Origin of the sequence: Empedobacter sp. R750 (assembly GCF_030324345.1) — a bacterium.
Lineage (GTDB): Bacteria > Bacteroidota > Bacteroidia > Flavobacteriales > Weeksellaceae > Empedobacter > Empedobacter falsenii_C.
In genome coordinates, this window is the sequence record NZ_JACAGF010000001.1 from 155,926 (window position 1) to 179,107 (window position 23,182).

Annotated in this window: 24 protein-coding genes and 1 pseudogene; 11 read left to right on the top strand and 14 right to left on the bottom strand. The window is 30.8% G+C overall.

Features of this window, described 5'->3' with window-relative positions:
- Positions 1 to 8: 8 nt before the first annotated feature.
- On the bottom strand, positions 9 to 830 hold the full coding sequence (locus tag HXZ74_RS00840; protein WP_147280000.1) for a hypothetical protein: 822 nt from the start codon (positions 828 to 830) through the stop codon (positions 9 to 11).
- 25 nt (positions 831 to 855) lie between these two features.
- Positions 856 to 1,455, bottom strand: coding sequence for a hypothetical protein (locus HXZ74_RS00845; protein ID WP_115000685.1), 600 nt, complete (start codon positions 1,453 to 1,455; stop codon positions 856 to 858).
- Between the two features lie 65 nt (positions 1,456 to 1,520).
- Between HXZ74_RS00845 and HXZ74_RS00850 the strand changes: the two genes are divergently transcribed.
- Together HXZ74_RS00850 and HXZ74_RS00855 are read left to right on the top strand one after the other, a co-directional pair.
- Positions 1,521 to 1,808 carry a hypothetical protein gene (locus HXZ74_RS00850; protein WP_115000681.1) on the top strand — a complete coding sequence of 96 codons (288 nt, stop codon included), beginning with the start codon at positions 1,521 to 1,523 and terminating at the stop codon, positions 1,806 to 1,808.
- A 290-nt stretch (positions 1,809 to 2,098) separates the two neighbouring features.
- The gene (locus tag HXZ74_RS00855; protein ID WP_038331602.1) at positions 2,099 to 2,545 is read left to right on the top strand and encodes a hypothetical protein; all 447 of its coding nucleotides are present in this window, start codon (positions 2,099 to 2,101) and stop codon (positions 2,543 to 2,545) included.
- Between the two features lie 71 nt (positions 2,546 to 2,616).
- On the opposite strand, the pseudogene HXZ74_RS00860 reads toward HXZ74_RS00855, so the two are convergent.
- The 5 genes and pseudogenes from HXZ74_RS00860 to HXZ74_RS00880 form a co-directional block, all read right to left on the bottom strand.
- Positions 2,617 to 3,813 (bottom strand): annotated as a pseudogene (locus HXZ74_RS00860) (IS256 family transposase).
- Between the two features lie 128 nt (positions 3,814 to 3,941).
- Positions 3,942 to 4,853, bottom strand: a complete 912-nt coding sequence (locus HXZ74_RS00865) for an alpha/beta hydrolase family protein (protein ID WP_353619251.1) — start codon at positions 4,851 to 4,853, stop codon at positions 3,942 to 3,944.
- Positions 4,854 to 4,863: 10 nt separating this feature from the next.
- A complete protein-coding gene (locus HXZ74_RS00870) occupies positions 4,864 to 5,460 on the bottom strand; it encodes a hypothetical protein (RefSeq protein ID WP_286473414.1) in 597 nt (198 codons plus the stop codon).
- Positions 5,441 to 5,920 (bottom strand): PH domain-containing protein, encoded by a 480-nt coding sequence (locus HXZ74_RS00875; RefSeq protein ID WP_286473416.1) that lies wholly within the window; start codon positions 5,918 to 5,920, stop codon positions 5,441 to 5,443. The genes HXZ74_RS00870 and HXZ74_RS00875 overlap by 20 nt, the downstream gene beginning before the upstream one ends.
- Positions 5,913 to 6,185, bottom strand: a complete 273-nt coding sequence (locus tag HXZ74_RS00880; RefSeq protein WP_038331614.1) for a DUF2089 family protein — start codon at positions 6,183 to 6,185, stop codon at positions 5,913 to 5,915. Before HXZ74_RS00880 ends, HXZ74_RS00875 begins: the two co-directional genes overlap by 8 nt.
- 125 nt (positions 6,186 to 6,310) lie before the next feature.
- Between HXZ74_RS00880 and HXZ74_RS00885 the strand changes: the two genes are divergently transcribed.
- Positions 6,311 to 6,853: a lipocalin family protein gene (locus tag HXZ74_RS00885; protein ID WP_286473417.1), complete on the top strand. Its 543-nt coding sequence runs from the start codon at positions 6,311 to 6,313 to the stop codon at positions 6,851 to 6,853.
- 58 nt (positions 6,854 to 6,911) lie between these two features.
- Here the strand turns inward: HXZ74_RS00885 and HXZ74_RS00890 are convergent, their stop codons facing one another.
- Entirely contained in the window at positions 6,912 to 8,282 is a 1,371-nt protein-coding gene (locus HXZ74_RS00890) for a peptidylprolyl isomerase (protein WP_244958045.1), read from the bottom strand.
- A gap of 136 nt (positions 8,283 to 8,418) precedes the next feature.
- Positions 8,419 to 9,285, bottom strand: a complete 867-nt coding sequence (locus tag HXZ74_RS00895; protein ID WP_115000675.1) for a hydroxymethylglutaryl-CoA lyase-like TIM-barrel protein — start codon at positions 9,283 to 9,285, stop codon at positions 8,419 to 8,421.
- Between the two features lie 64 nt (positions 9,286 to 9,349).
- On the opposite strand from HXZ74_RS00895, the gene pepT reads away from it, so the two are divergent.
- Positions 9,350 to 10,591: a peptidase T gene (pepT, locus tag HXZ74_RS00900; protein ID WP_280061375.1), complete on the top strand. Its 1,242-nt coding sequence runs from the start codon at positions 9,350 to 9,352 to the stop codon at positions 10,589 to 10,591.
- 87 nt (positions 10,592 to 10,678) lie between these two features.
- Positions 10,679 to 11,347, top strand: a complete 669-nt coding sequence (locus HXZ74_RS00905; RefSeq protein ID WP_280061376.1) for a head GIN domain-containing protein — start codon at positions 10,679 to 10,681, stop codon at positions 11,345 to 11,347.
- 32 nt (positions 11,348 to 11,379) lie between these two features.
- Here the strand turns inward: HXZ74_RS00905 and HXZ74_RS00910 are convergent, their stop codons facing one another.
- From HXZ74_RS00910 to HXZ74_RS00920, 3 genes are read right to left on the bottom strand one after another with little or no spacing between them, the layout of a single operon-like run.
- Positions 11,380 to 11,916, bottom strand: coding sequence for a DUF3810 family protein (locus HXZ74_RS00910; RefSeq protein WP_286473418.1), 537 nt, complete (start codon positions 11,914 to 11,916; stop codon positions 11,380 to 11,382).
- 5 nt (positions 11,917 to 11,921) lie between these two features.
- Positions 11,922 to 12,470, bottom strand: a complete 549-nt coding sequence (locus tag HXZ74_RS00915; RefSeq protein WP_286473419.1) for a DUF3810 family protein — start codon at positions 12,468 to 12,470, stop codon at positions 11,922 to 11,924.
- Positions 12,451 to 13,425 (bottom strand): bile acid:sodium symporter family protein, encoded by a 975-nt coding sequence (locus HXZ74_RS00920; RefSeq protein WP_280061378.1) that lies wholly within the window; start codon positions 13,423 to 13,425, stop codon positions 12,451 to 12,453. Before HXZ74_RS00920 ends, HXZ74_RS00915 begins: the two co-directional genes overlap by 20 nt.
- 155 nt (positions 13,426 to 13,580) lie before the next feature.
- Between HXZ74_RS00920 and HXZ74_RS00925 the strand changes: the two genes are divergently transcribed.
- On the top strand, positions 13,581 to 13,919 hold the full coding sequence (locus HXZ74_RS00925; protein ID WP_280061379.1) for a hypothetical protein: 339 nt from the start codon (positions 13,581 to 13,583) through the stop codon (positions 13,917 to 13,919).
- Between the two features lie 152 nt (positions 13,920 to 14,071).
- Entirely contained in the window at positions 14,072 to 16,876 is a 2,805-nt protein-coding gene (gene uvrA, locus HXZ74_RS00930; RefSeq protein WP_280061380.1) for an excinuclease ABC subunit UvrA, read from the top strand.
- Between the two features lie 206 nt (positions 16,877 to 17,082).
- Here uvrA and HXZ74_RS00935 read toward each other — a convergent pair whose 3' ends face one another.
- A complete protein-coding gene (locus tag HXZ74_RS00935) occupies positions 17,083 to 17,664 on the bottom strand; it encodes a DUF6642 family protein (protein WP_115000667.1) in 582 nt (193 codons plus the stop codon).
- A 107-nt stretch (positions 17,665 to 17,771) separates the two neighbouring features.
- On the opposite strand from HXZ74_RS00935, the gene HXZ74_RS00940 reads away from it, so the two are divergent.
- Both HXZ74_RS00940 and HXZ74_RS00945 read left to right on the top strand, forming a co-directional pair.
- Complete coding sequence (locus HXZ74_RS00940; protein ID WP_038331641.1) at positions 17,772 to 18,425, top strand: class I SAM-dependent methyltransferase; 654 nt, start codon at positions 17,772 to 17,774, stop codon at positions 18,423 to 18,425.
- A 105-nt stretch (positions 18,426 to 18,530) separates the two neighbouring features.
- Positions 18,531 to 20,297 carry an AMP-dependent synthetase/ligase gene (locus HXZ74_RS00945; RefSeq protein ID WP_280061381.1) on the top strand — a complete coding sequence of 589 codons (1,767 nt, stop codon included), beginning with the start codon at positions 18,531 to 18,533 and terminating at the stop codon, positions 20,295 to 20,297.
- 36 nt (positions 20,298 to 20,333) lie between these two features.
- Here HXZ74_RS00945 and HXZ74_RS00950 read toward each other — a convergent pair whose 3' ends face one another.
- Positions 20,334 to 20,720 carry a hypothetical protein gene (locus tag HXZ74_RS00950; RefSeq protein WP_286473420.1) on the bottom strand — a complete coding sequence of 129 codons (387 nt, stop codon included), beginning with the start codon at positions 20,718 to 20,720 and terminating at the stop codon, positions 20,334 to 20,336.
- Between the two features lie 121 nt (positions 20,721 to 20,841).
- Between HXZ74_RS00950 and HXZ74_RS00955 the strand changes: the two genes are divergently transcribed.
- Both HXZ74_RS00955 and HXZ74_RS00960 read left to right on the top strand, forming a co-directional pair.
- Positions 20,842 to 22,605, top strand: coding sequence for an AMP-dependent synthetase/ligase (locus HXZ74_RS00955; protein ID WP_115000661.1), 1,764 nt, complete (start codon positions 20,842 to 20,844; stop codon positions 22,603 to 22,605).
- A gap of 77 nt (positions 22,606 to 22,682) precedes the next feature.
- Positions 22,683 to 23,153 carry a hypothetical protein gene (locus HXZ74_RS00960; protein ID WP_286473421.1) on the top strand — a complete coding sequence of 157 codons (471 nt, stop codon included), beginning with the start codon at positions 22,683 to 22,685 and terminating at the stop codon, positions 23,151 to 23,153.
- The last annotated feature ends 29 nt before the right edge of the window (positions 23,154 to 23,182 follow it).

The window sequence follows — 23,182 nt, forward strand, 5'->3', positions numbered from 1 at the left end:
TAAGTTGATTATTTAAGATCTAACGGAACTGCATAAAAATAATTCTCCCAATTATCAGCTTTGAAATTCCAATAATTATTTGGTTTATTTTCAGCAACAACCCAAATTACAACTGTTTTTGAACCATCTTTAGGTTCTAAAACTTCAATAATAGATGATCCACTTATAAGATTGGCATTTCCGACACTAGCTGTTTTGTTAGGAATCATTAAACCAGCATAACCAGTATTAATACCTCCATGTCCAAGAAAATTAAATTTTGTCATAGTTCTGCCTGTATTCGTGTCAGACAAATAAATGTGTAGCCAATGAGGAGTGTTGAAATTCATTTTGAAAGTTGCTCCAAAATTCACCATCCAAACTCCTGGTGTTAATTCTATTTTTAAGTTTAAACTCTTTACATTTGCATTGGAACCATTGTAATCAGATGATAATATGCCATCAGATTTAGACCACGTTCCTAATTCTATGGGTTTAATACTTCCTTGCACAAACCATGTCCCAACTCCATTGGCATCACTTTGCAAAAAAGCATTTGCTTGTTGGTTTCCATCTACAATTTTTATTGCATTAGGATTTATAGTATTATCAGTAGTCGTAATAATTTCTAATTTTTTACTTGGAGTTACAGTTCCAATTCCCATTTGTCCTGTAGAAGTTACAACAACGTCATCTAATATAGTTTTATTATCGTTAGTAGAAGTATTTTTTGCGGCATCCACATGAAATACCTGTTTAGGATCTGAAGTTCCTATACCAACTCTACCATCTTGTGCAAATGCCATAGTAGAAATAATTATGGAATTTAAAAAGAGTAAGATCTTTTTCATAATGTATATTTTTTAATTAGGTTGATTAATTAATTGGAATTGCATAAAAATAATTTTCTGGAGATTGTGTTTCAAAATCCCATTGCGCAATATTTTCTAAAAATAAAAAAATGTTAATTGGATTGGTTGAAGTTACTTCTATAATAGAAGTACCCGATAAGAATCCCCTTCCGTCCACACTACCATCTCCAAATACAACACCCGCATAACCTGTTGCATAACCTGCTGGGCCTAAGTTTGTAAATCCATTAGATGTAACACCAGTATTAGAACTAGATAATTTTGCATGAATCCAAAAAGCATCTGCTAATTCAACTTGAGTTTTTAGTCGAATTCCCATACTTACAATCCATTTACCTTTTGTTAAACCTGTTAGTGTAAGGTTGCTATAACTTGATCCTTTAGGTTCATAGTAACCAATATTATCACCAGTTGTTGATAATGGTATGTTATTAGAAATTTTAATATTAGTACCATCATATTTCCAAGCAATAGCAGATTTAAAAGAGTTAGGTATTTTCCATGTAGCCAAACCATTAGCATCGCTCATGAGATATTTTCCTTCACCTTGATTTCCATCTTTTATTAAAATAGCTTGGTTAGAAGTACCATCATTTACAACCAATTTAGTTTGTGGTTGATTTGTACCAATTCCTACATTTCCTGTAGTTGATTGTACAATAAAGTCATTTGCCTACAGTTTATGTACATGGTTTAAGCGATGATGTTGTACCAGCTTACAATGCACCACACAGAAGTTGTTTGGATAATCAACCAGGGTTTTTTCCTTTAAATGGTTCTGCTACTTTAGAAGATTTGAATAGAAAATATAGTCAGGCATCTTTTGCTATTTTCTCTAATTCAGGAAAACATGAATGGTCTGGATTAAGAAAACAATATTTAGACGAAGTTTTCAATTTTATTAATCAATCAATAATTGGAAATAAAAAAGTAAATAATCGAATAATTGTTGACTAATAAAAATATAAGTACATGATAAATTATTTAATGATTATAAATATAAAACAAACAAAGAGCAAAATTTCTTCTGCTCTTTGTTAAATAACCTAACCAACTTTATACTATGAAAAATCTGTATAATCTTTAAACTCCTTTGTTACGAATCACAAATAAGAATTGTAAATTTAGAAATACAATTATTGTTTTAAATTGATGTAGATCAAGAAATAACAATCAAAGAGATAATTTTTAATAAGCTAATTATGTATAAATTAATAAAATGTTTCGTTTTAATTTTTGCAATTCTAATGTTGAACTCTTGCGAGAAAAAAGAACTCAAAACTAATCTTAAAACTTCTTCAAAAAATGAAATTGTTGTTGATAAACTTTCGGTTGCCGAATCAGATTATGGAGTAGGTTGCGTGACCGAATATTATAAAAAAGGAAGTAAAATGAAAGACGAAATCTATTTACAAACAAGTTCTAAAGACGAGTTGACTTGGGTAAATTATATTTCAATCAATGGAAAAAGAGAAGTTTTTTCTTCTAAAAATGACGATACCAAATCTACTGAAAACGAAAATGGATATACGCTGCGTTTAGAAAATGATGATTACATTATCGAAATTCATGCAAAAATTGGAGAACAAAATATTGAATCTGATTCAGCTTTAGCTAATGGAACAATGAAAATTACTCGAAAATCTGATCAACAAACAAAAACAGTTGACTTTGAAGGAGGAACTGCTTGTTAATTTTTAAATAAAAAGGACTGTCTCTTAAAGTGTGTAAGTTCAAAAATTAAGCTTGGGTTAGGTTCTACTTTTTAGAGTCTAACCCTTTCTTGATATAGGATTAAAAATTGATCAATAATAACTCCCCAGTTTCTTACTGGCATAGACCATTTTTTAGTTGCTTATCTCACAGCCAAATATACGGATTTCATAACAGCTTCATCTGTAGGGAAGGATAATTTATTTTTAGTGTACTTCCTTATTTTACCGTTTAAATTCTCAATTAGATTGGTGGTGTATATGATTTTCCTAATATCTACGGGGAATTCAAAGAAAACCGTAAGGTCTTCCCAGTTGTTTTTCCAGCTTTGGATGGCATAAGAATATTTATGTTCCCACTTAGAAGCAAAATCATTTAAAGCAGCTTCAGCAGCCTGTTTAGTTGGCGCGTTGTAGATTTCTTTCATATCAGCAGTAAACTGTTTCTTATCTTTCCAAACAACGTATTTACAAGCATTTCGAATCTGATGTACTACACATATTTGTGTTTTAGATTCAGGAAAAACGGTACGTATGGTATCGGTAAAACCATTTAAGTTATCGGTTGCTGTAATCAAGATATCTTCAGTTCCTCTAGCCTTCATATCGGTTAAAACACTCATCCAAAAGGATGATGACTCATTTTTACCTAACCATAATCCTAAAACTTCTTTGCGTCCATCGCGTTTTAAGCCTACTGCGATATAAATGGTTTTATTAATTACTTTGGAACCTTCTCTAACCTTAAAAACAATTCCGTCCATCCAAACGATTAGATAAACAGGTTCTAATGGGCGATTTTGCCAAGCTACGATATCAGAAGTTATAGCATCAGTTATACGTGAAATGGTCGATTGAGAAACGTCAAAATTGTAGACTTCTCTGATCTGTTCTTCAATATCAGAAACGGACATTCCCTTGGCGTAAAGCGACACAATGACGTTTTCTAAGCCTTCAACCATGCTTTTTCGTTTAGGTATCAGCATCGGATTAAAACTAGCATCACGATCTCTAGGAACCTTTATTTCTTCTTCGCCATAACTCGTTTTTATCTTTTTACTAGAATAACCATTACGCACATTTTCTTGCTTGCGTAAATCATGCTTATCGTAATCCAGGTGAGCATCTAACTCACCTTCTAACATTTTTTCAATTCCTCGCTTTTGTAAGTCTTTGAGAAAGTTTTGGAGTTCATCGCCAGTTTTAAAATGTTTGAAAAAATCATCCGGAAATAGGTCTTTTGTTTCCATAAATATGTAAATATTAAATGTATAAAAAAAATTCTGCTCGATTTTAACCCAAGCAGAATTTTATACTTACACAGTTTTTGGTACAGTGTCAAATAAAAAGACAAAGCTAATTGCTTTGTCTTTTATGGTTATTTTTTGAAGATAAAATTAGAAATGACTTCGACTAATTCTGTATTTATTGGAAGTTCTGGGTTATTGTAAGAAGATAAATCTTCTTTTGATGTTACGTTTTTTAAAACGTGATTCATCACTTTGATAATAACAGCAGATTTAGGAGAAAGGTTTTTAGCATTGTCCGTATCAACTTGTATATCCATATCACCTTGAATCACTAAAAAAGGAATAGTTAATTTATTGATTTCATTTACAGGATTATATTTAATCCAAGAAATTAAATATGGTTGTACACTTTTACGAAATAATGCTGATAAATTAGGATTAATATTATTTACAGTATTTCCATTCTTCAAAGAATCTATAATAACATACGATTCAGTTTTTAATTTTTCAGGAAGTTGAGTTAATTGTTTCTTAAGTATTTGGTCGATAGGTTCTCCAGCGCCAGAAACTGAGATGAATTTGTCGACATTTTTTGTTGAAGCAAGCATTCCAATTAATGAACCTTCGCTATGTCCAGCTATTGAAATAGAACTAAATCTTTTATCTTTTTTTATGAAAGTTACCCAATTACTTGCGTCTTCAACGTAATCATCAAATGTAAGTTTAGATTCGTCCAAATTAGCAATAGAACTTTCTCCAATTCCTCTTTTGTCATAGCGAATAGATGCAATTCCTTTTTCAGCTAAACTATGAGCTAAATATTTCAATGAATTATTAATCATCATATTATTGTTTCCATTTCTATCCGTTGGTCCAGAGCCAGAAATTAATAAAACAATTGGTATTTTAGATTTTGCGTTTTGAGGTAAACATAATGTTCCAAATAATTTAACTTGGTTTTCATTAAGTTGAATATCTGATTCTTTGAAATCATTTTTTGATTGACCAAAAACTGTAGAACAAATAAGTATAAGACAAATAAAACTTTTTTCATATTTTTTGTGGTATTAATAATGATAATATTGAGGTTGAAATAATAATGAATAACAAGACAGCAATGAAAGCAAAAACTTGTTTGATGCTTTTCATGTTTGTAACCGTTTTGAAACCAATGTACAGGTAGTAAAACATTACGCACAAGAAAAATATCGCGATGAAAGCTACAATTACAATGACAATCATTGTAGAAGCTTCGTGCAAAACTTCGAGATTATTCGTTGTAATTCCTTTCAAAACCTTGTCCATACTTTTGTTTACAATTGGAATAAAATCGGTGATGAATACAATGTAATAAGCAATTCTTGAGATTAAAACGACGTTTACAATGTCTATAATTCGCGTTCTGTTATTGATGATTTTTCCTAAAATGTAAAATAGAAGGATTGCAATTGCTAAATTTCTTGTGTTCTGATACAACAAATCGAGATAAGAATAAGAAATTCCGTTTTTCTTGATGCTTAAAAAATCAGGGAAAAAAGATTCCGTTATTTTAGCGATGTATGTGAAAAAGAAATGCGAAAATAGCCCAATAATGAACAGTATTTTTTCATCGAAATATGCAAATGGATTAAGGAGTTTCTTTATCATTTTTTAGTGTATTTATAGTGTTAACAAATTCATCAGGTTCGTCGCAGCTTACCAAATATTTTACATTTTCTAATTCTATCGCAAAAAGTTTTGTACGATTTTTTATATTGCATCGATAATTATCCATAGATCTCCCTATCAATCCCATAAATCCTCTGCATCCAACAATTATCAAATTATTTTGAGATTTTCTTGTAATAATTTTTACTTCATTTATTGGAATAGTACTCGTTTTAATTTTTGAAATAAGATAAATATTATTCAAATCAACTTTAATTTTATTTAAAGAGATTAAATAATAATACGCAAACAATGGATAAATAATGATTGTGTAAATTACCGCAACATATACTTGTGTTTCTTTAAACAATATTCCTCCAATTAAGATTAATAATACAATTAAAATTGTAGTTGTAACCTTGAAAAAAGGTGACATCGATACTGGAAATTCTTTATTCATCAGACATTGTTTTTATTTTATTAATCAAATCATCTACTTTATTTCGCATCGTTGGATAGCTGACTTCAAATTCTTTTGCCATGTCTTTTAAACTTCCTGAGTTGACAAAGAATTGCATAATAAATGCTTGTTCTTCATTTGTAAGTTTCAGAAATAAAGGAAGTTCATAGTTTCCTACAACTTGTGTTTCGCAATGGTTGCAAATTAATTTTTCGACCGCTAATTCTTCGGCACAGCTGGGGCATATAACAGGAAGTTTTTTCATTGAATTAAATAATATTAAAATTAGTTTTAATAAATTTAAATAAAACTTTAATTAATTCAAAATGTGAAATCATATTTTTTCAACTTTAATATTATTGATACATTTGCAACCTAAGTTTTAGTAAAATGAATTTTAAGAAATTAGCCCTTGCAGCATTGGCGTTAGGGACAACAGCATATATCGTTAATCACAATAAGAAAAATGTAAAATACAAACCTGCTCAAAATTTTGATTTGGGTGGATTTTTAGGACGTTGGTACGAAATAGCACGTTTAGAAAATAAAGCGCAAAAAGGACAAACAAATGTGACGCATCGTTTTAATTTGAACGAAGAAAATGGACAATTGGAAGTGATTGTGCGTGGATATAATGCGAAGAAAAAAGGGTGGGAAAAGATTGAAGGAATTGCAACGCAAGACATCGAAAATGTTGGGTTGTTCTCAACAACGTTTTTACCAATTTTAGCAAAAAAATTATATGTAATCGATTTTGATAAAGATTACAATAATGTATTAGTCGCAAGTGAAGATTATAAAAAATTATGGATTTTATCGCGTAAGAAAGAGATTTCGGATAAGGTAAAAGATAGATTTTCTGATTCGGCAAAGAAAGTAGGGTTTGATCCAAGTAAATTAATTTGGCCTTCTCAAGTTCCGATTGCGAAATAAGATTATTTATTTTTAGACATAAAAAAACCTCGAGAAATTCTCGAGGTTTTTTGTTCTATTATTTTTGGTTTTTCTTTTCCCAATCGATCGGGAAATTACAACTTTGGTATTCTTTTCCAATTTTAATGTAAGCATCACCAACTTGACGTTTTACCCAATCCATCAACAATGTACGTTCTTTATCTTGAACTGCAAATTTTTGAATTCTATAGTAATCATCTTGGTAATTGATTTTATGCTCTGGATAAAATTTATTGATTTTTAAGATTCTTAAAGCTTTTCTGTTATCAAAATCATCTTCGAAAACTTGAGAAATATCTCCTTCATTCAATGTTGCAATCGCTGTAAACATTGGTAGAGGTAAAGCCATTTTCTCGAAACGATCGTCACCAGAATTTTGGTTCATGATATTTCCTGAGTTAAATTTTGTGTATTTATCATCAGAAAATCTTAATGCAGCATCTTTAAATGTCATTTTTCCGTCGTTAATTAAAACTCGAATCGAATCTAATTTATTATAAGCCTTTTTTATTTCTTCTTCCGTTGGTTTCAACGTAATCAAGATATGACGCAAATCTAATTCTTGTCCACGACGTTTTTCTAACTTAATAATATGATATCCAAAATCAGTTTTGAATGGATCAGAAATTTCACCTTCTTGTAAGTTAAACGCAACCGCATCAAACTCTTTTACCATTTTACCACGAGAAACTTTTTTGTATTCACCTCCGTTACTTGCGGAACCTGGATCTTCTGAATATAAAATTGCTTTCGTTGCAAAAGAGGCACCTTCTTCAATTTCTTTTTTGATTTCTTTTAATTGATCGATAATCTTTTGTTGATTTTCTTGTGAAACTTCAGGATAAGTTACAATATGGCTAATCGAAACTTCGTCTTTCACGTCTGGTAATTCACCTTGGTGTTTTTCGAAAAACATACGAACTTCTTCTGGTGTTGCATCAGCACCTTTTACAACCATTTCTCTTTTGTTACGCGCATAAATATTATCTTCAACGATATATTTAGTTTCGTTTTTCATTTCCGCCATTGTACGGAATCCGAAATAGTCTAAAATTTGTTTTTCTCCTCCAGCTTGAGCAATCCAACCTTCGATTTGGCTATTTAATTGACGAGTTACCTCATCTTGTGTCACTTTGATTAAAGTATCTTGTTTTGCACGATCAACCAACATTTTGTCTAACATAATGTCGTTTAGGAAATCACATTTATCTTCGACTTGCATCCCTTGTTGTTTTGACATTAAATAATCTCGATCTACATCAGACTCTAAAACAATCTGATCTCCGACAACAGCAGCTATACCATCTACTTTAGCAAGACGTTTTGGTGTTGGTTTTGCTGTTTGTGCAAAAGTATTTACCGTAAATAATGCTGCAATTAGCAACATCATACTCGATTTAAATTTCATATACTTTAATTTCATTTTAATATTCTAAGCTCGATAAAAAAACTTACCGATGAGCAAATTTAACTTTTTTTGTTAAAGTCCAACATATTTTAATTTCCTTTAACAAAAGAATTGATTTTTTAGTTTATTGTTAAGATTAAACTAAGCCAAATGTACGCAAAGAAACATTCCAAGCAGATTCGAAATCAAAAAGATTCAAACCATGTTTTTCTTTATGCTCATTTGCGAAACTAATTAGCTTCTCGGTTGGCATATTTCCGACCATATCACTTTTTGACATTGGACAACCGCCCAAACCTTTTATAGCACCATCAAAACGACGACAACCATTATCATAAGCAGCTTGTACTTTAGAATGCCATTCGGTATAAACGGTATGAAAATGTGCACCAAATTCAATTTCTGGATAATGAGGAATCAAATTTTGAAACAAATCAACAATTGTTTTTTCGTCTGCAACGCCAATTGTATCTGATAAATTGATTGAAGAAATTCCGATATCAGCCATTTTTTTCGACCATTCTTTTACGATTTCTTCATTCCAAGTTTCTCCATAAGGATTTCCAAACGCCATCGATAAATAAATTAACATATGTTTACCATTATCATTTGCAATTTGGTTGATTTCTTTCACCATTTCAAATGCTTCTTCACGACTTTTATTCGTGTTGAATTGCTGAAAATTCTCTGAAATAGAAAAAGGAAATCCAATAATATCAACTTTTTCGTGTTCAGCAGCTTTTATTGCGCCACTTTTATTGGCAACAACAACAGACAATTTCGATTTTGAATTGGTTTTATCAATATTATCTAAAACTTCTTTCGTATCCGCCATCTGTGGAATCGCTTTTGGCGAAACAAAACTTCCACAATCTATCGCTTCAAAACCAACAGTCAATAAACGATTTAAGTAATCAATTTTCTTGTCAGTTGGTATAAAATCTTTGCGTCCTTGCATCGCATCACGTGGACATTCAATAATTTTAAAAGTTAGCTCACTCATTTTTTTGGTTTATTTGCGCCTTAAAGGTAGATAATTTAGTAATTTTGACAAAAATTAAAACGCAATGCAAACAGAATGGAGAGAAAAGTTGGTAACACGCTTTTTGAAATATGTTAAAACTTACACTGAAAGTGAGGCTTTTTTAGATAAATTTCCAAGTACAGATCGTCAATGGGATTTAGCAAATTATTTGGTTGAGGAGTTAAAACAAATCGGTTTAGAAGACGTTTCTATTGATGAAAATGGTTATGTTTTCGGATATGTTCCTTCTACAGTTGATCATGAAGTGCCTACAATTGGGTTTGTTTCTCATATGGATACATCGCCAGATTTTTCTGGAGAAAATGTACAACCTCAAATTTGGGAAAATTATGATGGTGAAGATATCAAATTGAACGAATCAATGATTTTATCACCAAACGAATTCCCTGAATTAGCTCAATATAAAGGTCAAACTATCATTACAACTGATGGTACAACATTATTAGGTGCTGATGATAAAGCTGGTGTTGCAGAAATTGTAACAGCTGCTGAGTATTTGATTGCTCATCCAGAAATTAAACACGGACGTATCGCTATTGGATTTACACCTGACGAAGAAGTTGGTCGTGGAGCAGATTTCTTTAATGTAGAGAAATTTGGTGCAGAATGGGGTTACACAATGGATGGTTCTGAAATTGGAGAATTAGAGTACGAAAACTTTAATGCTGCATCTGGAATTGTTACAATCAAAGGTAAATCTGTTCACCCAGGTTATGCAAAAGATAAGATGATTAATGCATCTAATATTGCGATGGAGTTTGCTGCACAATTACCAAACGACGAAGTTCCTGAATTAACTGATGGTCGTGAAGGATTCTTCCATTTAGCTAAAATCACAGGAAATGTATCTGAAGCAAAAATGGTGTACATTATCCGTGATCACGATATGGAGCAATATGAAGCGCGTAAAGCTTTATTCTTACAAATTGCTGCTGATATTCAAGAGCGCTTTGATCATGAAGTAATTACAGCAGAAGTTTCTGATCAATATTTTAATATGATTGAAAAAGTAAAAGAGAAATTTCAATCAGTTGAAATCGCAGAACAAGCTTTGAAAGACTGTGGAGTTACACCAAATATCAAACCAATTCGTGGTGGTACAGACGGTGCTCGTTTATCTTTTATGGGATTACCTTGTCCTAATATCTTTGCTGGAGGTCACAATTTCCACGGACCTTACGAATATGTACCAGTAGAATCTATGGAAAAAGCAACAGAAATTATTGTACGTATTGCAGAATTAACAGCTGAAGGAGCGAAATAATTCTTACAATATATCTTAAAAATAACTTAAGTTTTCTTTTTTGGTTTAAATTTTGTGTAATTTCAAATCAAATTAGAAAACTTTTTTATGAAAAATATCGTATTGTCAGCAGCCGCTATATTTTGTTCAACTTTTGCATTTGCGCAAGAAGAGATAAATGTTGGAGATTTTAATATCTTAAAAGTTTATGATAAAATTCCGGTTGAATTAATTTCTTCAAATGAAAACTTAGTAAAAATAGATGGAGTTAATGCAAGTGATGTTCAAGTTGAGAATAATAAAGGTGAACTGAAATTGAAAATGACAGGAACCAAATTGATGCAAGGAGGAGAAGCAACGGTTAAGGTTTATTACAAATCGTTATACGAAATTCAGGCAAGTCAAGGTTCTCGCATTTATTCTGATGATGTCGTAAAATCGCAAGCATTGTATTTGACGTCTAACGAAGGTTCATCTATCAAATTACCAATCGAAACATCAAAATTAGAAGTCAAAATAAATTCTGGTGCAGAAGTAATTTTAACTGGTGATACAGAATTTCAGACTGTAATTGCAAATTCTGGAGGAAAATATTATTCGAAAACATTAAATTCTGATACAGCAAGTTTAACAACAAATGCTGGTGGTGTAATAGAAGCGAGAGCAGAGAAATCTGTAGAAGCAAAAACTAGAGCAGGTGGAGTGATTGATATTTATGGTAATCCAACGCAGCGTAATCAGAAAAAATTAGCTGGCGGAAAAATTAATTTTAAATAATTAAAACTTTAACAATAATAGAAAAGCAACGATTAATTCGTTGCTTTTTTTGTTTGATACAACAAGTAAATCAATTCGACATATTTGCTATAACTTATCGTTCCTTCTTGATTATTTGCCTTCAAAAACTGATTATTTAATTCAGAAAAAGTATCGCTCGTAGCGCCTTCATATTTCAAATAATGTTTTAATTCGGCTTTTCTGTCTTGCTTTATTTTAGAATGCATATTATCCAATTCCATTTTCACAAAATACGGATCAGATTTGTAAATAGCGCCTAACAGTGTGTAAATACTTTTGTAATAAACAGAATAATTAATTTCAGGATTTTTAGATTTTGTGCCTAAATAATAAGCCAAAAAATTAGCTTCACTTTCTGATGCAAATCCCATTTGATGCCCATATTCGTGAAAAAGCGTAGCAGGTTGTTTCAAATTTGTATTGTATCGGTTCAGATTTGCTTCTACCGTAAAAGGATTATAGTATCCCAAAATTCCCATATAATTTTGCATTTCCGAAATCCAAGATAATTTGTAATGTGTATCATTTAATAATCGATAATTTTTCAACCATTTTACTTTTTTACTTGAGATTGTAAAGCAAAAAACTCTTGGTTATACTCTTCTAAATCTGATTTGAATTTTATCGTGGTTGTCGAATCATTGTGTTCGATTAAATTTCTTGTTGATATTGCTTTATCAAGTTCGTAGCAATAGATTTCTTTCAGAATTTTAGGTTGAATAACGATTTCTTCTTTGTCAATTGTTAACGTTTCTTTTTTGTACATCACGCCCCAAGCAAATGTGTAAATAAAGTAAATACAGTTTGCAAAAATCATAATGCAATAAATTGAATGCGAGATTTTTTCTTTTGATTTAAAAAAACTTCGAATCAATTTAAAAATCAATACAAAACCGATTATTCCAATGATTAAATAAAATAATTCTCCAACAGGAAAATGAACTGAATTCGTGATTTTTGCAATAAATCCTGAAATTGGAAATGTAAGATGATTCACGATAAAATCATCAACGCTTTCTATTGAAAATAGTATCGAAAATAAAATAATTTGAAATAGAAAAATAAGAATACTTCGATAAGTTTTATTCAACTTCTTTAGCATATTGATTGGCGATATAACTGATATAAATTAACTGAAAAGTGTGGTAAAGCATAATCGGAATCAAATAAATACCGATATCTCCCGTAAAAATAACTGCTGCAATTACCGAGCCATGAACCAATGATTTTTTAGTCGAACAAAATTGAATGGTGATGTCATCTTCTCGATTAAAATTCATTTTCTTCGCAACCCATTTTGAAAGATTAAAAAAGAAAAAGAATAACGCAACTACAATTATGAAAACTGCCAACAACGGAAGAACGCCTAATTTTGAGAATAATCCATCCAAAAAAGTATGACTAAAACTGTTGTAAACAATAAGTACAATGGTTAGTTTATCCAAATTCCCGAATTGTTTTTTATATTTATTGTAAAAAAACCCTAAATAAGGTTGTAAAAGTGCGCCGACAAAAACAGGTAAAATAATTTTAAGAACCAAATCCAAAAAAGTGGCTAATAAATCAAATTCACCATTACTTTTTGATAAAAACAAACTCATCCAAAGCGGTGTAACAACAATACCTATTAGTCCAGAAATACTTGCATTAAAAATAGCGCTTGGTATGTTTCCTTTCGCAATCGAAACCATTACAACTGACGAAGAAACGGTACTTGGTAATGCGGCTAAATAAAATATTGCGACATAAAGTGTAAAATAAATTGGGTAACTTTTTACTAACGGATAAAAACACAATACTAATAATGGGAAAAATATAAATGTAATAGATTGAATCAAGACATGCATTTTCCAGTTTGCTAAATCCTTGAATACTTCTTTCCAATTAAGTTTTAATCCATAAAAAAAGAAAACTAAAATAACGCCAATATCTATTATTGTATTCAGATTGAAATCCTTGTAAGACCACAAACTAATATCAGGAAAAAAATAGGCGACAACAATGGCTACGAATAAAAATAGGATAAATGGGTCGGGTAATTTGTTTAAAATTTTCAAAATCAATAAAATTTAAACAAAAATAATAAATATGATGATAAACATTTACTAAATATTTAAGAGTTTGATTTAAAGACAAAACTACATAAGGTTAAGTATTTGTAAATTGAATAACTTTTTTTTATATTTGTACTTACAAACCTAAAATCTATCTTATGAATACATGCCTCCAATGTAACCAAACACTATTTGGTCGAAAAGACAAAAAGTTCTGTAACGATTTTTGTCGAAATTCTTATAATAATAATCTTAATCGCGATAAAGTTGAAATTGTTCGTAATATTAATAACAGATTAAGAAAGAATAATCGTATATTGAAAACCTTATTAGATGAAGGCGCTCGTTCGGTAAATAAAAACGAATTGAGTTTGAGAAACTTTGATTTTAAATACATTACAAATGTAGATGAATCAAAAAACGGCACGATTTTTTATGTGTACGATGTTGGATATCAAGAGTTAAACGAAGAAAATTATTTATTATTTCAGGAATAAATTTTTATTTTTTTATTGAAAAAAGCGCGTCAACATGTTGATGCGCTTTTATATTTACACCTAATCTATTATCTTTTATACCTTATAATTTTATGACGAATTTTTGTGGTAATTAAGTTTAACTTTCTAAAATAACTTAACTTTACGCCACGATGAAAAAAGATATCAATCAACTTGATCCGAAAGAATTTATTCTGATTAAAGGTGCAAAATTGCACAACTTAAAAAACATTGATTTAGCGATTCCAAAAAATAAATTGGTCGTGATTACTGGGATGTCTGGTTCTGGGAAATCTACTTTGGCTTTTGATACGTTGTATGCGGAAGGTCAGCGTCGTTATGTCGAAAGTTTGTCGTCTTATGCACGTCAGTTTTTAGGGAAATTAGATAAACCTCAAGTTGATTATATCAAAGGAATTGCTCCTGCAATCGCGATTCAGCAAAAAGTAAATTCAACAAATCCACGTTCTACAGTTGGGACAACAACAGAAGTTTATGATTATCTAAAGTTGTTGTACGCACGAATTGGAAAAACATATTCGCCGATTACAGGAGAATTAGTTCAAAAAGATTCGGTAACGGATGCAATTGATTATTTACAAACTTTTGCGGCTGAAACTAAATTTATTCTTCAAATAAAATTGGTTGTGCCAGAGGAACGTTCGTTTGCAGAGCATTTGAATATTCTTCAACAACAAGGGTTTACACGTTTGAGTGTGGATGGAAATCAAGTAAAAATTGAAGACTTAATTTCATTTAATTTTGAGCCTCAACCCGAAAATGACGTTCATCTTGTCATTGATCGTATCGCTTTGCCAACAGAGGATGAAGAATCTTTTTATCATCGTTTGGCAGATTCTATCGAGACGGCTTTTTTCGAAGGAAAAGGAGAAATAGCGATTGTAAATGTAGAAGATAATTCGGTAAAATATTTTTCTAATAAATTCGAATCAGATGGTCTGATTTTCAATGAACCAACGATTCATTTCTTTAGTTTCAATAATCCTTATGGAGCTTGTCCAACTTGCGAAGGTTATGGGAAAGTAATTGGAGTTGAGGAAAACCTTGTCGTTCCAAATAAATCGTTGTCAATCTATGAAGATGCAGTTGTAGCTTGGAAAGGTGAGAAAATGGGCGAGTGGAAAAATCATTTTATCAAACTTTCTCAAAAAGTAGATTTTCCAATTCATAAACCATATTTTGAATTATCAGAAGAGCAAAAAGACTATTTGTGGCACGGAGATAATGATTGGGAAGGATTGGATGGTTTCTTCAAAATGGTTGAGGAGAATACATACAAAATTCAATATCGTGTAATGTTGTCTCGTTATAGAGGAAAAACAACTTGTCCGACTTGTAAAGGAAAGCGTTTGCGTAAGGAAACTAATTACGTGAAAATTGCGGATAAATCGATTAATGATTTGGTTGATTTACCTTTGAATGAGTTGAATGATTTCTTCACAAGTATTACATTTAACGAATATGATCAGCAAATTGCGGGTCGAATTATATACGAAATTAAGTCGCGTTTAACGTTTTTGTTAGATGTTGGTTTAGAATATTTAACGCTAAATCGAGCTTCGAATACCTTATCTGGAGGAGAATCACAACGTATCAATTTAGCAACTTCTTTGGGAAGTAGTTTGGTTGGTTCGATGTATGTGTTAGACGAGCCTTCGATTGGTTTACATTCGCGAGATACAGCCAAATTTATTACGATTTTACATCGTTTACGCGATTTAGGAAATACAGTGATTGTAGTAGAACATGATGAAGACATTATGAAAGCTGCCGATTATATCATCGATATTGGTCCAGAAGCGGGAACAAATGGAGGTGAAGTAGTTTTTGAAGGAACCTATGATGAATTATTAAAAGGTGATACATTAACATCTAAATATTTGAACGGAAAATTAGAAATTGAAGTTCCTAAAAAACGTCTAAAATCTCCTAATTATCTGAAAATTATTGGAGCAAGAGAAAATAATCTAAAAAATATTGATGTTAAATTTCCTCTGAACGAATTAACTGTGATTACAGGTGTTTCAGGTTCAGGAAAATCGACGTTAATGAAAGATATTTTAGCACCAGCTGTTCAACGTCATTTCGAGATTTTTGGAAATAAAATTGGTGATTTTGATGAGTTAGTTGGAGATCTAAAACAATTGGAAGGTATTGAGTTAATCGATCAAAATCCGATTGGAAAATCTTCGCGTTCTAATCCTGTAACTTACGTAAAAGCTTACGACGATATTCGAAATTTATTTGCTAATCAAAAAGCGAGTAAAGTGATGGGATTTCAACCAAAACATTTTTCGTTTAACGTAGATGGCGGTCGTTGTGATACGTGCAAAGGAGAAGGAACGATTACCATCGAAATGCAGTTTATGGCTGATGTAGAGCTGATTTGTGAAGATTGTCACGGAGAACGTTTCAAGAAAGAAATCTTAGAAGTTAAGTTTGAAGGAAAATCGATTTCAGATGTTTTAAATCTAACAATTGATGAAGCAATTGACTTTTTTGCAACGCATCAACAAAATAAAATTGTCGAAAAACTAAAACCATTGCAAGATGTTGGTTTGGGGTATGTAAAACTTGGGCAATCGTCAAATACACTTTCTGGTGGAGAGGCGCAGCGTGTGAAGTTGGCTTTTTTCTTGACGAAAGGAGAAACAACAAACAAAACCTTGTTTATTTTCGATGAGCCTTCTACTGGTCTACATTTCCAAGATATTCAGAAATTGATTAAAGCGTTACGTGCTTTGATTGATTTGGGACATTCGGTTTTTGTAATCGAGCATAATATGGATATTATCAAAGTAGCCGATTGGGTAATTGATCTTGGTCCAGAAGGAGGAAAAAAAGGTGGTTATTTAGTTGCTGAAGGAACACCAGAAGATTTTGTCAAAGCAAAAGAATCCTATACTGCACAATTCTTGAAAGATAAATTGAAATAATAATAAAATTAAAAAAATGATATAGCATTTATCTTAAAATATATAAATGAATTGTTTAAGTTTATATTAATGTAATTTTATACATTATTTTTAAGAATTAAATCTTGCAGTTTCTATCTCTATAATTTTAAATTGTATATAAGTGCGCACTTTTCATTTTAACTATAGGATTATATCTCCAAGTTTTTTGTGTAGTTAATTTAGTTTTAATGATACAATCTAAAACCTAATTTCAGGCATATATTTGCATGTTTATCAAACAACGCATGTACAAGCTCTTCTTCGTCATCAATTTCTTTCGCTAAACAAAAATAATATTGATCCAAAATCGTACTCAAAATTGGAGAAGGATTTACATATCCAGACAAAGCTTTTGCGCCCGTCACATCAATAAAATATTGAAAACTTTCGTCTTCCAAATCCAAATTCATTGTATTCGAAAAATGAACAATTTTATCAGTTAATTTTCCTTGAAAAATCTCAGCAACTTCTTCCAAACTATAGTAATAATCATCAATTTGAATTTGATTTCCTTGTCCTTCAAAAACTAAATAAATGATTTTATAATCTCTAAAATATTTATCATGATAAAGAAGATTGGTCAAACTTTCCTCGAAACCTTCAAAGCTATCAGTCGTTTTATAAACATTCGTAATCTGAAATTCTCGCGCCAAATGTTCCAAAAATTCCAATAATTGCGAATCATTTTGCTCTTCAATATCTGCTACAGATTCCAAACAAAACAGTTTGAAATCATCTTCGTCTTCAGTTCGTATAATATCCCTCATCTATTTTACTATTTTTCAAAGGTAAGATGTAATTTTTAAATGATTAAAATCACGCGTATAATGATTAATATTTATTAATTTAGAATTATTCTATATAAATAAATTAAATGAAAAATAATATTGATTTACAAAGCCTTGCGAAACAATTGAGTTGTCCAAATGGAGACGAAGGAATTGAAATTGGTGAGCAAATGAGTGAAAGTAATTTTGGAATGACGAAAATGACAATAGATCATTTACAATTACAAAATCAAGAACAAATTTTGGAGTTAGGTCATGGAAATTGTAAGCATTTATCTTATGTATTGAATCAAGCAAATGGTTTAGAATATATTGGTTTAGAACTTTCACAGGTCATGAAAAATAGTGCTATTATGAACAATTCTGATTATTTGAATGCAAATATTAGATTTGAAATAATTACGGATGAAAGAATTCATTTTTATGAAAAACGCTTTGATAAAATTTTCACGGTAAATACAATTTATTTTTGGAAAAATCCTGAATTTTTCTTGAGTGAAATTTATAGAGTCTTGAAATTCAACGGGAAATTTGCGCTTACTTTTGCTAAAAAGGAATTTATGGAAACATTGCCTTTTACTCAATTTGGCTTCAATTTGTACACAGAAGATGAAGTGATAAAACTATTGAAATCTGCTAAATTTTCGATTGAAGATACAAAAACATTTTCGGAAAGTGTGATTAGTAAAGCTGGCGAAAAAGTTGAAAGAGAGTATAGTATAATTATTGCAAAAAAGTAAAATGATTTTTATTGATAATAAACTTAATTTTTTTGAGAAAAGAATGAGCAAATAATTTCTAAAGTAGAAAGAATTAGCAGAAATTTGTATCCTTATTTCAAGAATATGAAACAACCGCAAAGAGTATTCGATTTACCTCGATTTCAAGAAAAAAATACACCTAACATTTCGATTTTTAATTACAAAGAAAAAGGAGAATGGAAGGGAATTTCGACAACAGATTTTATCAATCGAGTAAATAATATTTCGAAAGGTTTGATTGCAAATGGCGTTCAACCAAATGATAAAGTTGCGTTGATTTGCGAAAATCGTTTGGAATGGAATTTAGTAGATTTTGCAATTCAACAAATTGGAGCTGTCGTTGTGGCAATTTATCCCAATATTTCGGACAATGATTACGAATTTATTCTAAATGATGCCGAAATCAAACTTTGTTTTGTGAGCAATGACGCGTTGTATCAACGATTATTAGGAATTAAAGATCGTATTCCAAATCTTGAACAAGTTTATACATTTAATACTTATCCGCATACACCAAATTGGATTGAATTAATTTCGAAAGGAATTTCTATTGCTGATGAGGTTTTACAAACGAAGATGGACAATGTAAAACCAACTGATTTAGCAACTCTTATTTATACTTCTGGAACAACTGGAAATCCGAAAGGTGTGATGCTTTCTCACGAAAATTTATTGGCTGATGTCAATAGTTCCGAATATTCTTTTCCTGTAAAAGCGTATGATAAAGCGTTGTCTTTTTTACCTGCTTGTCATGCGTATGAACGCGTCTTTCAATATGTGTACATCAAAATGGGCTTACCAATTTATTTTGCGCAATCAATGGATACGATTGGGCAAGATATGAAAGAAGTTCAACCGCATATTTTTTCGGCTGTTCCACGTGTTTTAGAGAAAGTTTACGATAAAATTATGGCGACTGGAGAACAATTGACAGGAATTAAAAGAGCATTATTCTTTTGGGCAATTTCGTTAGGAGAACAGTATGATTTAGATGAATCAAAGCTTTCTGCTTGGTATAAATTTCAATTAAATATTGCTCGAAAATTAATTTTTTCGAAATGGAAAGCAGCGCTTGGCGGAAATGTTAAAGGAATTGCTTCGGGAAGTGCAACTTTACAAACTCGTTTATTGAAATTGTATTTAGCTGCCGGAATTCCAATTTACGAAGGTTATGGTTTAACAGAAGCTGGACCATGTTTGTCTGTAAATTGCATCAAACGTGGAATGAAAATCGGAACTGTCGGAATTCCTTTGATTGATATTGAAATTAAATTAGCTGAAGACGGAGAAATCTTAGCAAAAGGAAAAAATATCATGCAAGGATATTATAAAAATCCTGTAGCGACTGCTGAAGTTTTGAAAGATGGTTGGTTATATACGGGCGATATTGGCGAATGGGTTGATAATAAATTCTTAAAAATTATCGATCGTAAAAAAGAAATGTTCAAAACTTCTGGAGGAAAATATGTTGTTCCGCAACAAATTGAGAAAATTCTTTCAGAATCTAATTATATCGAACAAATTATGGTGGTTGGAGAAGGACGAAAATTCCCTGCTGCTTTGGTTATTCCTTCGTATGAAAACTGCATTGATTGGGCAAAAACAAATGAATCTTCATTGATTAATTTACCTCTTGAAGAATTTTTAACGCATCCAAAAATTTATGAATTGATAGGAAATGAAATCAACAAATTAAATGTCAATTTTGGAAATTGGGAAAAGATTAAAAAATTTCATTTATTACCTTATGAATTCACAATTGAAGCGGGAGAATTAACGCCAACTTTGAAAATGAAACGTAAAGTTATTCTAAAAAAATACCAGAAAGAATTCGAAGAAATTTATAAATAAAAAAATCCCTCAACTCATCATGAATTGAGGGATTTTTTATGGATTCATTCTTCCATTAGAATATCCTCGAATCACAGTATAATTTACTTTTCTTATACTATCCATAAAAGAAGCGTTATCGGTATATAGAATAAAATCTACTTTTTCTTTGATATTTCCATGAGTTTCAAATTCATTATAAAGTGAATTAACTTGAAGTTTTCCTTTATTCTCCTTTAAGAATAATTCAAAAAATGAATCATTTCCACCTTTTGGAATAAAATAATTAGTTGGTAAATATTTACAATCACAATTATCAGTGCTCAAATAATAGTGTCCAGAACATTGTAATTCATATAATTTAATATCTCCAATTTTATAAGACTTTTTAAAATCAGAGCTACAAGAGTAAAATAATAGTAGAAATAGAATTAGATATTTCATAATTGTAATATTTATGACGAAAATAATTCTTTTTAAGTTGAAGATAAAATTTTTGAAAAACTCATCATTTTATGCTATTTTCGACGAATTCTTTTCAAAATTACAAAACTATAAGTGCGCTATGGAAGCAACCAGAATTTTTGATTTACCAAAACGTCAGCTGGAGAAGTTTCCTGATTTATCCATGTTTGTATCCAAACAAAATGGAGAATGGAAACCGATGAAAACCACAACTTTTTTAGAACATGTTAATGCAATCTCAAAAGGATTGATCGCTTGTGGAGTTCAGCCAGGTGAAAAAGTGGGATTAATCTCAGAAAATCGTGTCGAATGGAATATAATAGATTATGCGATACAACAAATCGGAGCTGTTGTGGTAGCGATTTATCCGAATATTTCTGACAACGATTACGAATATATTTTTAGCGATTCGGCTATAAAATTGTGTTTTACAAGTAATCTCGATTTGTACACGCGAATCAATCAACTAAAAACAAAATTGCCTTCATTAGAGCAATTGTACTCGATTGATGAGTTTGAAAATACCGAAAGTTGGAATGTTTTAATCGAAAAAGGAAAAACAATTCAACAAGAAGAAATAGATAAACGTGCCGCAAATGTAAAGCACGAAGATTTAGCTTTTTTAATCTATACGTCAGGAACAACAGGAAATCCGAAAGGTGTGATGTTGTCGCATAAAAACATTATTGCAGATGTTATTGCTTGCGAATATTCAACACCACTTGATCCTTACGATCGTGCTTTGACCTTTCTTCCAGCTTGTCATGCGTATGAGCGAACAATTCAGTACTTGTATGTGTACATGGGAATTTCGATATATTTTGCAGAATCGATGGAGAAGATTGGCGATAATTTAAAAGAAATCAAACCGCATATGATTACGGCTGTTCCTCGTGTGATTGAAAAAGTGTATGAAAAAATCATGCAAACGGGAGCGCAATTATCAGGTTTTAAGAAATCTATTTTTGATTGGGCTGTAAAAGTTGGCGATGAGTTTGTGTTAGAAGACGATCAGCGTTCGGCAATTTATAATTTGAAATTAGCAATTGCTAGAAAATTAGTTTTACACAAATGGTACGAAGGACTTGGAGGCGAATTAAAAGCAATTGTAACGGGAAGTGCAGCGATTCAACAACGAATTGTTCGCGTATTTTTAGCCGCTGAAATCCCAATTTATGAAGGTTATGGATTGACAGAAGCTTCACCAGTAATTGCGGTGAATTGTTTTCGTCGAGGAAAAAAGATTGGAACTGTTGGACCTCCGCTGAAAGGTGTTGAAGTAAAATTGGCCGATGATGGCGAAATTTTAGTAAAAGGTGATATTGTGATGATGGGTTATCATAATTTGCCAGAAAAAACTGCCGAAGAAATCAGAGATGGTTGGTTATATACGGGGGATATTGGCGAATGGGTTGACAATAAATTCTTGAAAATTGTTGACCGTAAAAAAGAAATGTACAAAACTTCGGGAGGAAAATATATTGTTCCACAACAAATCGAAATGAAAATGGTAGAATCGCCATTCATCGAGCAATTGATGGTTGTTGGAGAAGGCGAGAAGTTTCCTGGTGCTTTTGTGGTTCCGAGTTATACAAATCTCAAAAAATGGGCGCAGTCAAATGCTTCGGAAATTGTAAATCTTCCTCATGATGAATTTCAGAAAAGTGATGTTGTCAAAAAGAAATTAGAAGAAGAAATCAATCAACTGAATAATCATTTCGGACATTGGGAGCAAATCAAAAAGATTGCAACTATTCCAAATGAAATGACTGTAGAAGGAGGAGAGTTGACGCCAACGTTAAAGTTTAAACGTAAAATCATTTTAGAAAAATACAAGAAACAATACCAAGAAATTTTTGGATAATTAGAAAGAGTCTCAGTTTTTGAGGCTCTTTTTTTGTATATTTATTGAAAACAAATTTATATATCTTATTTTGAATTATGGGAAAAGTAGATTTAAGACAACTAATAGTAGGTATTGTTATAATTGTTTTTTTAGCAATAACAATTAATCAATTTTCTTTTTTAACAAATATCGAATTATTAAGAAATGTATCTAATTTAGGGACAGATGAAACTTTTACTAAACTTTCTTCGAAACAGAGTTTTCCTAGAGATATCTTCTATTATTTGTTATGGATTAAATTATCAACTTATTTAGGTTTATTTTTGGGTTTTCTTTTATTTGGCTTATTATTAATAAAGAAAAAAATAAGTTTAATAAATTTTGTTTTAATTATTCTATTGTCGTTTATTTTATTGAAAATTTTAAAAACTTTTAATGGATATAATTTATTGTCATTTTTGAATTTTTCACATTTTAGTAATTTCTATTTTTTTCTAATAACTTTTATGTGTTTTGGTATTTTTACATTTTTAATATTTTATAGACTCAAAAGAGTTTATTCTTAAAAATAACTTAAATATTAAATCTATATTTT

Bases quoted from the DNA above. Each gene is read 5' to 3' on its own strand.
- HXZ74_RS00955 (WP_115000661.1), top strand. From the start codon at position 20,842: ATGGAAGCAACCAGAATTTTTGATTTACCAAAACGTCAGCTGGAGAAG.
- HXZ74_RS00925 (WP_280061379.1), top strand. From the start codon at position 13,581: ATGAATACATGCCTCCAATGTAACCAAACACTATTTGGTCGAAAAGAC.
- uvrA (WP_280061380.1), top strand. From the start codon at position 14,072: ATGAAAAAAGATATCAATCAACTTGATCCGAAAGAATTTATTCTGATT.
- HXZ74_RS00855 (WP_038331602.1), top strand. From the start codon at position 2,099: ATGTTGAACTCTTGCGAGAAAAAAGAACTCAAAACTAATCTTAAAACT.
- pepT (WP_280061375.1), top strand. From the start codon at position 9,350: ATGCAAACAGAATGGAGAGAAAAGTTGGTAACACGCTTTTTGAAATAT.
- HXZ74_RS00870 (WP_286473414.1), bottom strand. From the start codon at position 5,460: ATGATAAAGAAACTCCTTAATCCATTTGCATATTTCGATGAAAAAATA.
- HXZ74_RS00905 (WP_280061376.1), top strand. From the start codon at position 10,679: ATGAAAAATATCGTATTGTCAGCAGCCGCTATATTTTGTTCAACTTTT.
- HXZ74_RS00940 (WP_038331641.1), top strand. From the start codon at position 17,772: ATGAAAAATAATATTGATTTACAAAGCCTTGCGAAACAATTGAGTTGT.
- HXZ74_RS00915 (WP_286473419.1), bottom strand. From the start codon at position 12,470: ATGCTAAAGAAGTTGAATAAAACTTATCGAAGTATTCTTATTTTTCTA.
- HXZ74_RS00895 (WP_115000675.1), bottom strand. From the start codon at position 9,285: ATGAGTGAGCTAACTTTTAAAATTATTGAATGTCCACGTGATGCGATG.
- HXZ74_RS00950 (WP_286473420.1), bottom strand. From the start codon at position 20,720: ATGAAATATCTAATTCTATTTCTACTATTATTTTACTCTTGTAGCTCT.
- HXZ74_RS00885 (WP_286473417.1), top strand. From the start codon at position 6,311: ATGAATTTTAAGAAATTAGCCCTTGCAGCATTGGCGTTAGGGACAACA.
- HXZ74_RS00935 (WP_115000667.1), bottom strand. From the start codon at position 17,664: ATGAGGGATATTATACGAACTGAAGACGAAGATGATTTCAAACTGTTT.
- HXZ74_RS00840 (WP_147280000.1), bottom strand. From the start codon at position 830: ATGAAAAAGATCTTACTCTTTTTAAATTCCATAATTATTTCTACTATG.
- HXZ74_RS00890 (WP_244958045.1), bottom strand. From the start codon at position 8,282: ATGAAATTTAAATCGAGTATGATGTTGCTAATTGCAGCATTATTTACG.
- HXZ74_RS00875 (WP_286473416.1), bottom strand. From the start codon at position 5,920: ATGAATAAAGAATTTCCAGTATCGATGTCACCTTTTTTCAAGGTTACA.
- HXZ74_RS00960 (WP_286473421.1), top strand. From the start codon at position 22,683: ATGGGAAAAGTAGATTTAAGACAACTAATAGTAGGTATTGTTATAATT.
- HXZ74_RS00880 (WP_038331614.1), bottom strand. From the start codon at position 6,185: ATGAAAAAACTTCCTGTTATATGCCCCAGCTGTGCCGAAGAATTAGCG.
- HXZ74_RS00945 (WP_280061381.1), top strand. From the start codon at position 18,531: ATGAAACAACCGCAAAGAGTATTCGATTTACCTCGATTTCAAGAAAAA.